General features: G+C 69.0%; 14 protein-coding genes and 1 riboswitch. Of the genes, 1 reads left to right on the plus strand and 13 read right to left on the minus strand.

Going from position 1 to position 13,702, the window contains the following annotated elements:
* Positions 1 to 305 precede the first annotated feature (305 nt).
* Complete coding sequence (locus RT688_RS23130; RefSeq protein ID WP_313707183.1) at positions 306 to 641, plus strand: hypothetical protein; 336 nt, start codon at positions 306 to 308, stop codon at positions 639 to 641.
* A 101-nt stretch (positions 642 to 742) separates the two neighbouring features.
* On the opposite strand, the gene RT688_RS23135 is transcribed toward RT688_RS23130, so the two are convergent.
* The 13 genes from RT688_RS23135 to cobT form a co-directional block, all read right to left on the minus strand.
* Entirely contained in the window at positions 743 to 1,159 is a 417-nt protein-coding gene (locus RT688_RS23135; RefSeq protein ID WP_313707184.1) for a DUF2061 domain-containing protein, read from the minus strand.
* Positions 1,160 to 1,256: 97 nt separating this feature from the next.
* Positions 1,257 to 2,714 carry a cobyric acid synthase gene (locus RT688_RS23140; RefSeq protein WP_313707185.1) on the minus strand — a complete coding sequence of 486 codons (1,458 nt, stop codon included), beginning with the start codon at positions 2,712 to 2,714 and terminating at the stop codon, positions 1,257 to 1,259.
* The gene (locus tag RT688_RS23145; RefSeq protein ID WP_313707186.1) at positions 2,711 to 3,589 is read right to left on the minus strand and encodes a cobalamin-binding protein; all 879 of its coding nucleotides are present in this window, start codon (positions 3,587 to 3,589) and stop codon (positions 2,711 to 2,713) included. Before RT688_RS23145 ends, RT688_RS23140 begins: the two co-directional genes overlap by 4 nt.
* Positions 3,586 to 4,566, minus strand: a complete 981-nt coding sequence (cobD, locus tag RT688_RS23150) for a threonine-phosphate decarboxylase CobD (RefSeq protein WP_313707187.1) — start codon at positions 4,564 to 4,566, stop codon at positions 3,586 to 3,588. Before cobD ends, RT688_RS23145 begins: the two co-directional genes overlap by 4 nt.
* Positions 4,559 to 5,503 (minus strand): CobD/CbiB family cobalamin biosynthesis protein, encoded by a 945-nt coding sequence (locus RT688_RS23155; RefSeq protein WP_313707188.1) that lies wholly within the window; start codon positions 5,501 to 5,503, stop codon positions 4,559 to 4,561. Before RT688_RS23155 ends, cobD begins: the two co-directional genes overlap by 8 nt.
* On the minus strand, positions 5,497 to 6,057 hold the full coding sequence (gene cobU, locus RT688_RS23160) for a bifunctional adenosylcobinamide kinase/adenosylcobinamide-phosphate guanylyltransferase (RefSeq protein ID WP_313707189.1): 561 nt from the start codon (positions 6,055 to 6,057) through the stop codon (positions 5,497 to 5,499). The genes RT688_RS23155 and cobU overlap by 7 nt, the downstream gene beginning before the upstream one ends.
* On the minus strand, positions 6,054 to 7,352 hold the full coding sequence (locus tag RT688_RS23165; RefSeq protein WP_313707190.1) for a cobyrinate a,c-diamide synthase: 1,299 nt from the start codon (positions 7,350 to 7,352) through the stop codon (positions 6,054 to 6,056). Before RT688_RS23165 ends, cobU begins: the two co-directional genes overlap by 4 nt.
* Positions 7,352 to 7,978 (minus strand): cob(I)yrinic acid a,c-diamide adenosyltransferase, encoded by a 627-nt coding sequence (gene cobO, locus RT688_RS23170; protein WP_313707191.1) that lies wholly within the window; start codon positions 7,976 to 7,978, stop codon positions 7,352 to 7,354. Before cobO ends, RT688_RS23165 begins: the two co-directional genes overlap by 1 nt.
* 21 nt (positions 7,979 to 7,999) lie before the next feature.
* On the minus strand, positions 8,000 to 9,028 hold the full coding sequence (locus tag RT688_RS23175; RefSeq protein ID WP_313707192.1) for an iron ABC transporter permease: 1,029 nt from the start codon (positions 9,026 to 9,028) through the stop codon (positions 8,000 to 8,002).
* A 10-nt stretch (positions 9,029 to 9,038) separates the two neighbouring features.
* Complete coding sequence (locus RT688_RS23180) at positions 9,039 to 10,856, minus strand: TonB-dependent receptor domain-containing protein (protein WP_313707193.1); 1,818 nt, start codon at positions 10,854 to 10,856, stop codon at positions 9,039 to 9,041.
* Between the two features lie 118 nt (positions 10,857 to 10,974).
* A riboswitch (cobalamin riboswitch) is annotated at positions 10,975 to 11,193 on the minus strand.
* A gap of 19 nt (positions 11,194 to 11,212) precedes the next feature.
* The gene (locus RT688_RS23185; RefSeq protein WP_313707194.1) at positions 11,213 to 11,758 is read right to left on the minus strand and encodes a histidine phosphatase family protein; all 546 of its coding nucleotides are present in this window, start codon (positions 11,756 to 11,758) and stop codon (positions 11,213 to 11,215) included.
* 2 nt (positions 11,759 to 11,760) lie between these two features.
* Positions 11,761 to 12,540, minus strand: a complete 780-nt coding sequence (locus RT688_RS23190) for an adenosylcobinamide-GDP ribazoletransferase (RefSeq protein ID WP_313707195.1) — start codon at positions 12,538 to 12,540, stop codon at positions 11,761 to 11,763.
* 1 nt (position 12,541) lies between these two features.
* The gene (cobT, locus tag RT688_RS23195; protein ID WP_313707196.1) at positions 12,542 to 13,579 is read right to left on the minus strand and encodes a nicotinate-nucleotide--dimethylbenzimidazole phosphoribosyltransferase; all 1,038 of its coding nucleotides are present in this window, start codon (positions 13,577 to 13,579) and stop codon (positions 12,542 to 12,544) included.
* Positions 13,580 to 13,702: the final 123 nt, after the last annotated feature.

Below are 13,702 nucleotides of genomic sequence, written 5' to 3' on the forward strand. Positions count from 1 at the left end.
AGTTATAAGCAAAACCCCGCAGAGTGATCTCTGCGGGGTTTTTTGCGTTTCAGGTATCCGTTTTCGTTGGTTCTCCATACTCTTCGGGCCGCTGGCTGATCATCCGGCGAGACCGCGTGGACACAGGTGTCTACGCCGGCCGCGCCCACCCTACTGGGCTTCACGCCGCGGATGTTCGGCCGGTGAGACCGCGTGGGCTCGAGAGCCCACCCTACCAGGGCTCCCAGGTGCTTGACGAACAGTTCTATTGAAAACTTGGCATGCTGTACTAGGATGAAGCAGGGTCCTCGTTTCCGGGAACTGTCATGAACACCCGAAGTATCCGAGCAGTACAAGGGCTTGCGGTCGTCGCGTTCCTGGCCGGCGGGCTTGGTGGCTGCGTCTACGATCCTTATTACGCTTACTCCTACCCCAACGATTACACTTACCCCTACTCCTATCCTTACTCTTATCCCTACTATTATCCGTATCGCTATTATGGCTATCCTTCCTATGTCGGGCCACCGGTCTCTCTGAACTTCGGCTTCGGTTATTACCACCACGGTGGCCACGACGGCTATCACGGCGGCCACCATGGCTGGTCCGGCCACGGCGGCGGTTGGGGACATCACGGTGGCGGACACGGCCACGGCGGACATTGATCGGAAGCGCAAAGCAAAACGCCCCGGCCGATCACGGATCCAGGGCGTAAGACAAGGAGGCGCCAGGGATGCGCCCTCAGGTGGGCGCTACGCCGCCACGCTCAGGCGCCGCGAAGCTGGGCAGCCGGCTGGCAGGCACGCTCGAGCTTGTCCCACAGGCGATCGTGCAGCGGCAGGACGATGACATTGCAGACCGGCTCGAGCAGCGCAGCCAGGCCGCCGAGTGCGAACGACCCCGTCGCGACAGCCATCACGCCGAAGGCGACGCCGGCATGCAGGCCGGTCTGGCTGATCTTTTCAAGCGCAACCGAGGCGTAGCGCGCACGCACATCGCGTGCCTTGCGGTGCCGTTTCGCCCAGGCCGCTTCGTGTAAGGGCAGCAGCAAGACGTTGATCACCGGCTCCACCAGCACCGCCAGGCCGCTGAACACCGCCGAGCCCGTCATGGCGTAGGCCAACGCATAGGCGATGCCCATATGGGTCGCTACCTGGCTGAGTCGTTTTGCTGCGACGATCATTTGCTACTCCTGCTTGGCACAATCAGAGGCAAATGATAGTCATTCTCATCAAATGCGTAAATTAAATTGATTTAAGCAAAGAGATAGCCCTTATCTATCAAGAGAATGGTAGCGATCGCAGGCGCGCGAGCAGCGGTTGCGCGGCATCGGCCAGCCGTTCCAGGCTCGCCTCGCGCAAGGCGGCGGTATCGACGCGGTGCTCTGTCCGCGATCCTGCCCAGCGCAACAGCGCCGCGCAGGCATCCGGATGATCGAACAGTCCATGCAGGTAGGTGCCGAGGATCTGTCCATCCATCGAGCACGCACCCTCGGCGCGACCGTCGATACGAAACGCCGGCTGGCCGAGGGCGGCGCCTTCCGACTCGCCCATGTGGATCTCGTAGCCTTCGACCTGCGCGCCGCTCCCATCGAAAGCGCATATGCCGCTGACCTGGCGCAGCTGCTTGTGCCGGGTCATCGTCGTCGTCATTTCCAGCAGGGCCAGCCCTTCCGCTGCGCCGGCGCTGCCTTCGACGCCATGCGGATCGTCGATCCGTGTCCCCAGCATCTGGAAGCCGCCACACACGCCGATCAGCTTGCCGCCATAGCGCAGGTGACGCCGGATCGCCGCAGGCCATCCCTGCGCGCCCAGCCAGGCCAGGTCGGCGCGCGTGTTCTTGCTGCCTGGGAGGATGATCAGGTCGGCCGCCGGAATGGGTTCGCCCTCGCGCACGAAACGCAGGTCGACCTCGGGATGGGCGCGCAGCGCGTCGAAATCGGTGTGGTTGCTCATGCGCGGCAGACTCGGCACCACGACCGTGAAGGCGCCGCGCCCGGCCTGCGCCGGCTGCACCGCGTCCTCCGCATCGAGATACAGGCCATGCAGGTAGGGCAGCACCGCCAGCACTGGTTTACCGGTCTCGCGTTCGAGCCAGTCCAGTCCCGGTTCCAGCAATCCGATGTCGCCACGGAAGCGGTTGATCACGAAGCCGACGATGCGCGCCCGCTCGCTGTTCGACAGGCAGGCCAGCGTCCCGACGATGTGCGCGAAGACGCCGCCGCGGTCGATGTCGGCAACCAGGATCACCGGGCAGTCGACCGCTTCCGCGAAACCCATGTTGGCGATGTCGCGCTCGCGCAGGTTGATCTCGGCCGGGCTGCCGGCGCCTTCGACCACGACGCAGTCGTACTGCGCGCACAGGCGCCGGTGCGATTCCAGCACCGCCGCCATCGCCACCGTTTTATAGTGGTGATAGTCGCGCGCGTTCATCTCGGCGCGCACCTTGCCATGGATGATTACCTGGGCGCCGGTATCGCTCGACGGTTTCAGCAGCACCGGATTCATGTCGGTGTGCGGCGCCAGGCCGGCCGCGATCGCCTGCAGCGCCTGGGCCCGGCCGATTTCTCCGCCGTCGCGCGTGACCGCGCTGTTGAGGGCCATGTTCTGCGGCTTGAACGGCGCCACGCGCACGCCTTCGCGTTTCAATAAACGGCACAGCGCCGCCACGACCGTGCTTTTTCCCGCATCCGAGGTCGTTCCCTGCACCATCAGGGTCTGGAAAGGGAAGGCTGTCATTTACGGTGGCGCCGTGCTTCGTCCAGCTTTTCGCACAGTATGGCGGCGCCGGCGATCATGCGCGGGCCTGCGCGGTTGAGCAGGTTGCCGTCGACCGTGAACAGGTTCTGGTTGCGCACCGCCGTCATGGTCGGGTACTGGCGCCACAGGTTCACGCCACCATAGTTCTTCTCGGCGGTGCCGAAGATGGCTTCCGGGTCATTCTGCAGCACGCTTTCCACCGTCACCACCGGGGCCGTCACCGGCAGTGCGTGGAAGATGTTCTCGCCGCCGCACAGGCGCAGCGCATCGGTGACGATGTGCTTGCCGTTCAGCGTGTACAGCGGCTTGTCCCAGACCTGGTAGAAGGCGCGTACCGGCGCGCGGCCGGCATAGCGGCTGCGCAGGGCGGCCAGCTGTTGGCGCAGTCCCGCCGCCACCGGAGCGGCCGCCGTCTCGGTGCCCATCAGCCGGGCCAGGCGCAGCAGGCTGGCGGGAATGCCTTCCAGGGTTTGCGGATCGCTGAGATAAACAGGGATGCCGAGCTGGCGTACCTGCTCGATCTGGCGTTCCGAGCTGCCGTGCATCCAGGCCACGATCAGGTCCGGTTTCAGGGCCATGATGCGTTCGATGTCGACCTCGCGGTTCGAGCCGATGCGCGGGATGCGCTTGGCCGCCTCCGGATAGTCGCTGTAGTCGACGGCGCCGACCACCCGCTCGCCGCCGCCGGCCGCGAACAGCAATTCGGTCACGTGCGGCGCCATCGAGATCACGCGCAGCGCCGGCTTCGCCAGCGTGACGCTGGCGCCGGCATCGTCCTTCACGGTGACTGCATGCGCAGCCTGGCTCAATGTCTGGCCCAGCAGCAGGCAGGCCAGCAGGATAGGTCGTTTCATGGTTCGCTCCATTCTTCCAGGGCGCGCGCAAGGCGCTGCCATTCGTCTTCGTTGGCGGGCAAGCCCAGCCGGATGCCGCGGGCAGCATGGGTGAACAGGCGGCACCAGATGCCGCGGCTGGCCAGGTGTTCGTGAAACGCTTCCGGCCGCGCGGCCTGCCACCAGTGAAACAGCGGCGTGCCGTTCGCCTCGATACCGTGCACGCGCAGCAGGGCGCGCATGCGTTCGCCCGCCGTCTGCAGGCGCGTTTGCGTCAGCGCTTGCCAGGCCGTGTCGTGCAGCGCCGCCAGTGCGACGGTTTGCGCCGGACCGCTGACGGCCCAGGGCCCGAGCAGGTCGGCCAGTTCGTCCTGCAGCGCCGGATGGGCGCCGACAAAACCCAGTCGCAGTCCGGCCAGTCCGAAGAACTTGCCGACCGAGCGCAGCACGATCAGCCCCGGCTGCGCACTGCTGCCGGCCACGCTCAGGCCAGGCGCGGTGTCGCCGAAAGCCTCGTCGACGACCAGCCAGCCGCCGCGCGCGCCGAGGCGCGCCGCCCAGTCGAGCAGCTGCCGCGGCGGCACCACGGCGCCGGTGGGATTGTTCGGATTGCACAGCACGACCACGTCGCTGTCCTCGACCGCCGCATCGAGTTCTTCGTACGATGCCAGGCGCAGGCGGTGGCCATGCCGGCCCCAGTGGTGGGCGTGTTCCGCATAAGAGGGCGCCGACACCGTCACCCGTGAGGGCGGGCGCAAACGCGGCAGCGCCTGGATTGCCGCCTGGGTGCCGGCGACCGGCAGCAGCCGCGGCGCGCCGTACCAGGCGCAGGCCGCGGCGGCGAGGGCCGGATCCGGTTCCGGCAAGCGGTGCCAGGCGTCGGCGGGAATGACAGGCGCCGGATAGCCCCAGGGGTTGATCCCGGTCGACAAATCGATCCAATCGTCGCGGCCATAACGCAGCGCCGCCGCGCGCAGGTTGCCGCCGTGTTCAAGCATGTCCGCTCCAATAGATCATCAGCGCCATGGCGCAGCTCGCGGCGATCCACAACAGCGTGGTCGCCAGCACCAGGCGCCAGGCACGCAGGATGTCGACCGGGGCGGCACGGCGGCCCAGGCCGAGCGGCGGCCGTTCTTCGCGCACGCCGTCATAGGTCGCCGCGCCGCCGAGCGCGATGCCGAGCGCGCCGGCGCCGCTGGCCATCACGGGGCCGGCGTTCGGGCTGCTCCAGCCGGGGGCCTGGACGCGCCAGCAATGCCAGGCGCGGGCACGCCCGCCGCGCGGCGCCAGCAGCACGTAACTGAGCGCCGTCAGGCGGGCAGGGACAAAATTCAATGCGTCGTCGATGCGGGCGGCGGCGCGGCCGAACAGGTCGAAGCGCGCATTGCGGTAGCCCCACATGGCGTCGAGCGTGTTCGCCAGCCGGAACAGCAGCGCGCCCGGCCCGCCGGCGACGAGGAACCAGAACAGCGTGCCGAACACGGCGTCGTTGCCGTTTTCGAGCAGCGACTCGGCGCCGGCCTTGGCCAGGTCGGCAGGGCTGGCCTGCGCCGTGTCGCGGCTGACGATGCGGCCGGTCAAGCGGCGCGCTTCGGGCAGATCGCCCGCGCGCAGGGCGGCGAAGATCGGTATCGTATGGTCGCGCAGGCTGCGCAGGCCCAGGCAGAAGTAGAGCAGGAGCGCATGCGCCAGCATGCCTGTCCACTCCGCCAGCCAATACGCCAGCACCACCGGTGGCAGCACCGCCAGCAGCCAGGCCAGGGCGCCCCTCGCTAGGCGCCGGCGCCCGCCATTCAGGCGCGCTTCGAGGAGGCTGGCGAACCGGCCGAACCCGACCAGCGGATGCCAGCGCCGCGCTTCGCCCAGCAGCAGGTCGAGCGCGACGCCCGCCACCAGCAGCAGGGCCAGCGCGACGGCGTCCAGGCCGCTCAGCACGGCGCGCCCTTCAATACCAGCGGTAGGCCGGCCGCGACCAGGATCACGCGGCCGGCGTGCGCCGCCACCTCCTGGTTCAAGCGGCCAGCTTCGTCCACGAAACGGCGCGTCAGTGCGCCCAGCGGCACGATGCCCATGCCGACTTCGTTCGACACCAGCACCAGTTCGCCCGGCAGGCCGGCCTTGAACAGGTCGAGGAAGGCGGCGCGTTCGCGCGCGAAGCCTGGCGGCAGGATCAGTTCGCCGGTCTCCGGCAGCGGCTCGGCGCCGGACAGCATCAGGTTGGTCAGCCACAGGGTCAGGCAGTCGACCAGCACCAGGCGGCCAGGCGTGCATTCGCGGCGCAAGACCTCGGCCAGCGCCAGGCACTCCTCGACCGTGCGCCAGGCGGCGGGCCGGCGCGCGCGGTGGTGCGCGATGCGCGCGCCCATCTCGCCGTCGCCGGTGTGCGCGGTGGCCAGGTAGACGACTTCCTTGCCCGACTCGCGCGCCAGGCGTTCGGCCAGCGCGCTCTTGCCCGAGCGGGCGCCGCCGACGATCAGGGTGACGCTCACGGCGCCGCCCGTGTGAACAGGCTGGCCACCGCCCGCGGATTCGAGGCGAAATAGCCGTGGAAGTAAGACGCGGTGAGCGAGCCCACGCGATACACCGCTTCGCCCGGCGTGCCGGCCGGGTGGCGCACCGTGTGCGCGTCCGGGGCCAGCGGCGTCTCCAGGCGCGAATAGTGAAACGTGTGGCCGCGCAGGACGCCGTCCGGCGTGTCGAGCGCCTGCGCGCCGAGGCCGGCCAGGCGCGCCTGCATGCGGACCACCCCGGGCAGCAGTCCCGCCATCGGCCAACGCCGTCCGTCCGGATCGGTGAGCTCGTCGGCCAGCGCCATCATGCCGCCGCATTCGGCCAGGATCGGCAGGCCCGCCGCGTGCGCGGCATTGATCGAGGTATGCCAGGCGCCGGCGTCCGCCAGCGCCTGCGCATGCAGTTCCGGATAACCGCCCGGCAGGTAGACCGCGTCGGCGCCGGCAGGCACCGGCTCGTCCGCAAGCGGCGAAAAGAAGAGCAAGCGTGCGCCGAGGATGCGCAAGGTATCGAGGTTGGCCGGGTACAGGAAAGCGAAGGCGGCGTCGCGCGCGATCGCGATCGTCTTCCCGGCCAGCAGCGGTGCGATGACGGGGCCCTCGAGCGCCTGCGGCGCCAGCAGCGGCAGCGCCTGCCAGGCCGTTTCGTCCAGCTGCAGCGCGTCGGCCAGTTCGTCGAGGTAGGCGTCGAGCTGCGGCTGCTCGCCCGGCAGCACCAGGCCGAGGTGGCGCTCGGGCAAGGCCTGCGCCTGGCGCTGCAGTGAACCCAGCAGGGGAATCTCGCGCAGCGAGCCCGCCACCATTTGCGCGTGGCCGGGGCTGGCGACACGGTTGGCGACGACGCCGGCCAGTTGCACCGGGCCATAGTCGCGCAGCCCGCGCGCCACCGCGCCGGCGGTCTGCGCCATGGCCGAGGCATCGATCACGGCCAGCACGGGCATGCCGAATTCGCGCGCCAGGTCTGCCGCCGAAGGCGTGCCGTCGTACAGGCCCATCACGCCCTCGACCAGTACGATGTCGGCCTCGCACGCCGCCTGCGCCAGCCGGCGCCGGCATTCGTCCGGCCCGACCATCCACAGATCGAGGGTATGGACCGGCGCCCCGCAGGCCCGTTCGAGCAGCATCGGGTCGATGAAATCGGGACCGCACTTGAAGACGCGCACGCGCTGGCCGGCACGCACCAGGCTGCGCGCCAGCGCGGCGGTAACGGTGGTTTTACCCTGGCCCGAGGCGACCGCCGCGACCAGGACCATGCGTGCGCCTTGCGCACCCATCACCACTCCGTCCCCGCTTGCGCCGCGATGCCGGCGGCGAACGCGTGCTTGACGACGTTCATCTCGGTGACGGTGTCGGCCACCGCCACCAGTTCCGGCGGCGCGCCGCGTCCGGTGATGACGACGTGCTGCATGGGCGGGCGGTCGAGCAGGTCTTCGATCACCGTGTGGACGTCGAGGTAGCGGTATTTCAGGGCGATGTTCAGTTCGTCCAGCACCACCAGGCCGACCGCCGGGTCGGACAGGAAGCGTTTCGCCTGCTGCCAGGCTTCCAGCGCCTTGGCGATGTCGCGCTCGCGGTTCTGGGTCTCCCAGGTGTAACCCTCGCCCATCGCGTGGAAGCTCACCTCGTCGGGGAAGCGGCGCAGGAAGTTCTCTTCGCCGGTCGCTTTGGCTCCCTTAATGAACTGGACCACGCCGACGCGCATGCCGTGCCCAAGGGCGCGCGCCGCCATGCCGAAGGCGCTCGAGCTTTTGCCTTTGCCGTTGCCGGTGTTGACGATGATGATGCCGACCTGTTTGTCGGCCGCCTGGATGCGCGCGTCGATGATGGCTTTCTTGCGCTCCATGCGCACGCGGTGGCGCTCGTTGAGCGCGTCGGTCTGTTCGGGTGTCATGTCGTTCATGGTGAGCCTCGTGAAATGGCTTCAGCTGCGGCGCAGCCGGTGCAGTTGATACAGGAAGACGGGGGCGCCGATGAGCGCGGTGACGGCGCCGACCGGCAGCTGCTGGGGCGCGACGACCGTGCGCGCGAGGGTGTCGCACAGAACCAGGAAGCTGCCGCCGGCCAGCACCGCGGCGGGAATCAGGACCCGGTGGTCGGGGCCGAAGGCGAAGCGGCAGGCATGCGGCACGATCAAACCGACGAAGCCGATCGAGCCGGCGCTGGTGACGGCGCTGGCGGTCAGCACGCCCGAGATGAAGAACAGGCCGCGCCGCAGGCTGCCGACGTGCACGCCCAGCGTCACCGCGGCGTCCGCATGCAGAGCCATCACGTTCATGCCGCGCGCGTGGCGCAGCGCATACAACAGGGCGCCGCCCAGCACCAGCCAGGGCAGCAGGCGCACCGGCGCGCCGGCCAGGTCGCCGATCATCCAGAACACCATGCTGCGCAGGCGGCCCTCGGGCGCGATCGACAGCATCAGGGTGATCAGGGCCACGCACAGCGACGAGATCACGACCCCGGTCAGCAGCAGGGTCGAGGTGCCGCCGCCAACGCCGGCGCCGCCGCGCAGGTCCTGGCGCGCAAGCAGGTAGAGCAGCAGGGACACCGCGATCGCGCCGCCGACCGCCGCCAGTTCGACGGTGGCCAGCGCGGCCATCAGCAGCAGCGCGGCGAGCGCGCCGACCGAAGCGCCGGCCGAGATGCCGAGGATGTAGGGATCGGCCAGCGGATTACGCAGCAGCGCCTGCATCAGCACGCCGGCCAGCGCCAGGGCGCCGCCGGTGACGAAAGCGACCAGCGCACGCCCGGCGCGCAGTTCCAGCAGCGAGGCCGCCAGCGATTGCGGCCGGCCCTCGAGCAGCTGGCGCAGCGCCGCCGGCAGCTCGGCGGCCGCGACCCGGATCGAGCCGGTCATGCCGGCATACAGCATGCAGGCGAGCGCCACCACCAGCAGCGAGCCCGTGATCAACAGGGCGCGCTGGCGCAGCGGGAACGAGGGCAGCGTGCGCATGGCTGCGTGACTACATACCGTAGCGCAGGCCGGCGAACCAGCTGCGTCCGCCGGTGCCGTAGTTGCGCGCCAGCTCGTAGTTCTTGTCGGCCGCGTTGTTTACGCGCGCCAGCAGCGAGAACCGGTCGCCGAGCTGCCAGGTGGCGTACAGGTTCAGGAGGCCATAGCCGCCGAGGCGGCGCAGGTTGGCCGCGTCGTCGTAGCGCTCGCCCGACACCACCCATTCGGCGCCCGTCTGCAGTTTGCCCATGCCGTATTCGGCGCCGAAGTTCGCGTGTTTCGCGGCGCGGCGTGCCAGGCGCTTGCCCGTGCCATTGTCCCGCGGGTCTTGCCAGTCCAGGCTGCCGCGCAGGCGCAGCGCGCCGATGCGGGTCGCGCCCGACAGATTCACGCCTTCGAGCGTGGCCGAGGCCACGTTGTAGGCGCAGCTGCCGGTGCGGCCGTCGCGCTGGTCCGGGCAGGGCGTGGCCGAGACGATCATGTCGCTCAAGCGGTTGCGGAACCAGGTGGCGTCGAGTTGCATGCCGTGGCCGTCGTAGCGCAGGCCGAGTTCGGCGTTGCGGCCGCGTTCGGGGCGGTTGGTCTCCAGGCCATAGCCGGGGTAGTACAACTCGTTGAAGGTCGGGGCGCGGAAGCTCGAACCGATGCTGGCGGTGGCGCGCAGGCCGCTGCCGAAGTCGTAGCCGTAGCCGAGGGCGCCGGTTGTTTTCGGGCCGTAGCTTGACCTGTCCTGGCGCGCGCTGATGTCGACCAGGTGGCGCTCGCGGCGCAGCGCGTAGGCGGCGGCATACGAATTGGTGATGCGCTCGCGTCCCAGGGCGCGGGTGCTGCTTGCCGCCACTTCTTCCTTGCGGTGGCCGTAGAGCAGCTGCAGGGTGTCGCTGCCGACGCTGATCGTGTTCTGCCAGGTCAGCTCGTCCTGGCGGGTGTCGATCTGGCTGGCGCCGCTGGCGGCCGCGCTGGTGAAACTGCCCAGCTTGTCCTCGGAGCGCGCCAGCTGCACGACGCTGCGCCAGTCCGCGGTGAACTGGTTGGCGACGAAGACCGCGGCCGTGTTCAGGTCCTGCCGGTTATGGACGTCGTAGCTGCCGGCGCCGTTGTCGTACTGGGCGCGCAGGCGGCTGTGCAGGAACTGGGCCCCGGCTTCGTGCCCCGGTGCGATGGCGACCGCGACACGGCCGTGCACGTTGCTGCGGCGGTAGCCGTCGTCGTCCGGGTTGTAGCCGAAGGCGCCCGGCTTGGTGGCCGAGAAACCGTCCGACTCTTCGTGGCCCGCGCCGAACGCATAGCTGACGGCGTGCTCGCCACCGCTGGCGCCGGCGATGTTGGCGCCGGCCTGGCGCGTGGATTCGCTGCCGACGCCGATCGAGGCCGTGGCGTTCAGGCCGGCTTCGCCCTTGCGCGTGAAGATCTGGACCACGCCGCCGATGGCGTCGGCGCCGTACAGGGTGCTCAAGGGGCCGTAGACGACTTCGATGCGCTCGATCGCTTCCAGTGGAATCGCGTTCCAGCTGGCGACGCCGCTGGTGGCGGAACCGATGCGCACGCCGTCGAGCAGGACCACGACCTGGTTGCTGTTGGCGCCGCGCAGGAAGACGCTGGTGCTGGCGCCGGCGCTGCCGTTGCGCGTGATCTCGATGCCGGGCTGGCGCTGCAGGACGTCGGCGACCGAACCGGCGCCCGAGCGCGCGATCTCGTCGCGCTCGATGACGGTGGTCTGGGCGATGACGTCGGCGGCGCGCTGCGGCATGCGCGCGGCGGTGACGACGACGGTATCGATGGAGGTGGAAGGGGAAATGGCATCGGCGTGCGCGAAAGGCGCAGCCATGGCAAGCGCGAGCGACGATGCGGCCGCTTGCCGTGAAACGTGAAAGGTCATGACGGTACTCGGGTTGGACAACCAGCCCACGTCCCCGTAGGCCAGATTGAACAGAGAGATGTCCGCGGACATCCCTCCACCTTTTGGCCGGTATCCGGGCTGGCAAGTGGGGCCGTCCGACCTTCCCATGCGACTGCACAGTGGTCTGGGGAGACGGTTTGCCGCGCGAACGCGGCACTTGCTTACCGTTGCGGGGGCAGCACACGTTGGCCTCGAGAGGCTTCGTGTTTCCCGTTTAACTGCGCCTGTGAACACAGGCGCGAGCACCAAAACGGCGCCATTATACGGTGTCGTTGGCGGTGTTGTCAGTCTTTCAGCACGAGCAGTTCGCCGTAGCCGATGCGGTGCGGCGTGCGCGCCGCTTCCAGCGCGGCCGCCGCCAATGGCTGTCCGGCGAACAGTGCGCACAGCAGGCGCATGGTGCCCGCATGGCAGATGACGAGCGCCTCGAGGTGGCCGGCAGCGCGCAGGTCGCCAAGGAAGCCGGCGACCCGCCGCGCGACATCGAGCACGGACTCGCCGCCGCCGGGGCGGTAATGCAGGAGGTCGCCGGCCCAGGCATCGACTTCTGCACGCCCGATGGTGTCCCAGCCGCGCAGCTCCCAGGCGCCGAAGTCCATCTCGGCCAGGCGCGCGTCGACACGGACGTCCGAAGCGTCGAGGGCGCGTGCCAGGCCGGCGCAGCGTTGCAGCGGGCTGGTGTAGACCGGCAGCGCACCGGGCAGGCCGGTGGCGGCAAGCGCGTCGCGTACTGTCATGGTGTCCTGCTCGGAGACGGCGACGTCGCTGCTGCCGTAGCACAGGCCCGGTTCGACGTCGGGACGCGGATGGCGTACGAGCAGCAGGCGCATGCTTATGCCAGTGCGCCGTGGCCGAGGCTGGCCAGGACAACGAGGTAGACTGCCACTTCCGCCAATTGCTGGACGGCGCCCAGGCAGTCGCCGGTATAGCCCTGGAGGCGCGCCTGGAACTTGCGGGCCAGCCAGAGCGCCGCCAGGGCCGCCGCTGCGATGCAGGCGCACAGTGCCGCGGCAGTGAGCAGCTCGCCCGCGACCAGTGCCGCGCCCGGCAGCAGGGACGTGAGCGCGGCGATGGCGAATTCCGCCCCCGTCATCTGCTGCGCCATCGGCTTGGCCTTGCCTTCGGCGCGTGCGTAGTCCATGCGCCAGATGAGGCTTGTGGCCGCAAGCCGGGAAAGCGGATGCGCGACGAACAGCGCGGCGATGGCGCCGCCCGGCGGCAAGAGGGCGAGCGCCGTGCATTTCACGCCCAGCATGCAGACGATGCCGATTGCGCCGTAGGCGCCGATGCGCGAGTCCTTCATGATCTCGAGCACGCGTTCGCGCGTCAGGCCGCCACCCAGGCCGTCGCAGGTGTCGGCGAAGCCGTCTTCATGGAAGGCGCCGGTGACGTAGATCGAGGCCGCGGTCGACAGCACGGCAGCGACCGGCGCCGGCAGCACCAGGGCCGCGAGCAGATATACCGCTGCCGCTACCGCGGCGACGACGCAGCCGACCAGCGGGAAGTAGCGCGACGCGTGATGCAGCCACTCGGGCTGGAAGCCGACCCAGCGCGGAATCGGCAGCCGCGTGAAGAACTGCAGGGCGATGAAGAACAGGCGCAGCTGCTGCATCTTATTCGCCGCCGCCCGTGCTGACCTGGGCCGACGAGAAGGTCGCCATCTCCGCCAGGAAGTTCGCCGCCGCATGCAGCAGGGGCAGGGCAAGCGCGCTGCCGGTGCCTTCGCCCAGGCGCAGGTCGAGCTGCAGCAGCGGACGCGCGCCGAGGTGATCCAGCATCAGGCGATGTCCCTGCTCGTTCGAACAGTGGGCGAATACGCAGTAGTCGAGGATCGCGGGCTGCAGGCGCGCCGCCGCCAGCAGCGCGCTGGTGACAATGAAGCCGTCGATCAGCAGCACCTTGCGCAGCGCGGCGGCCTGCAGCATGGCGCCGGCCATCATCGCGATCTCGAAGCCGCCGAAGGTGGCCAGGACCGCCAGCGGATCGTCGACGCCCGCATGTTTAGTGACCGCCGCCGCGAGCACGGCCTGCTTGCGGCGCACGCCGTCGGGGGAGAGGCCGGTGCCGGCGCCGACGCATTCAGGGAGAGGGATGCCGGCCAGCTTGTGCATCAGGGCCGCCGCGGCGGTGGTATTGCCGATGCCCATCTCGCCGAAGCCGACGACATTGCCCGGCAGGTCGCGCGCCAGTGCCATGCCGCGCTCCATGGCGAGCGCGCATTCTTCCGTGTTCATCGCCGGTTCGAGCGCGAAGTTACGTGTGCCCCAGGCTACCTTGCGGTCGACGAGACCGTCGCGCGCACCGAAATCGTGGTTCACGCCGGCGTCGACGACCTGGATCGCGCAATGGTTCTGGCGCGCGAAGACGTTGATCGCCGCGCCGCCGGCCAGGAAGTTCTCGACCATTTGCCAGGTCACTTCCTGCGGGTAGGCGGACACGCCTTCCGCGACGATGCCGTGGTCCGCCGCGAACACTAATATAGCGGGGCGGTCGATGCGCGGCGCGGCGCTGGCCTGGATCAGGCCGAGCTGGCGAGCCAGCGCTTCCAGGCGTCCCAGGCTGCCGAGCGGCTTGGTCTTGTTGTCGATCGCGGCCGCAAGCGTAGCGGCAAGTTCGTCGTTATGGATGGGGGACAAATGTGGAATACGCATCGTTGTCGTTCTATAAAGTAGAGGCGGCGGCAACGATAGCATACGAAGAGACCCTTGCAAGCCGTCGGCGTCTTTGCTATAGTCCTGTTCCTCGCGAAAACGACAACGAAATCAAGTAGTTGA

The sequence above is a fragment of the Massilia sp. genome, assembly GCF_032106685.1.
Taxonomy (GTDB): Bacteria; Pseudomonadota; Gammaproteobacteria; order Burkholderiales; family Burkholderiaceae_D; genus Telluria.

Coding starts and splice junctions, on each gene's coding strand:
- RT688_RS23130 (WP_313707183.1), top strand. CDS start 306: ATGAACACCCGAAGTATCCGAGCAGTACAAGGGCTTGCGGTCGTCGCG.
- RT688_RS23135 (WP_313707184.1), bottom strand. CDS start 1,159: ATGATCGTCGCAGCAAAACGACTCAGCCAGGTAGCGACCCATATGGGC.
- RT688_RS23140 (WP_313707185.1), bottom strand. CDS start 2,714: ATGACAGCCTTCCCTTTCCAGACCCTGATGGTGCAGGGAACGACCTCG.
- RT688_RS23145 (WP_313707186.1), bottom strand. CDS start 3,589: ATGAAACGACCTATCCTGCTGGCCTGCCTGCTGCTGGGCCAGACATTG.
- cobD (WP_313707187.1), bottom strand. CDS start 4,566: ATGCTTGAACACGGCGGCAACCTGCGCGCGGCGGCGCTGCGTTATGGC.
- RT688_RS23165 (WP_313707190.1), bottom strand. CDS start 7,352: ATGGGTGCGCAAGGCGCACGCATGGTCCTGGTCGCGGCGGTCGCCTCG.
- cobO (WP_313707191.1), bottom strand. CDS start 7,978: ATGAACGACATGACACCCGAACAGACCGACGCGCTCAACGAGCGCCAC.
- RT688_RS23175 (WP_313707192.1), bottom strand. CDS start 9,028: ATGCGCACGCTGCCCTCGTTCCCGCTGCGCCAGCGCGCCCTGTTGATC.
- RT688_RS23180 (WP_313707193.1), bottom strand. CDS start 10,856: ATGGCTGCGCCTTTCGCGCACGCCGATGCCATTTCCCCTTCCACCTCC.
- RT688_RS23185 (WP_313707194.1), bottom strand. CDS start 11,758: ATGCGCCTGCTGCTCGTACGCCATCCGCGTCCCGACGTCGAACCGGGC.
- RT688_RS23190 (WP_313707195.1), bottom strand. CDS start 12,540: ATGCAGCAGCTGCGCCTGTTCTTCATCGCCCTGCAGTTCTTCACGCGG.
- cobT (WP_313707196.1), bottom strand. CDS start 13,579: ATGCGTATTCCACATTTGTCCCCCATCCATAACGACGAACTTGCCGCT.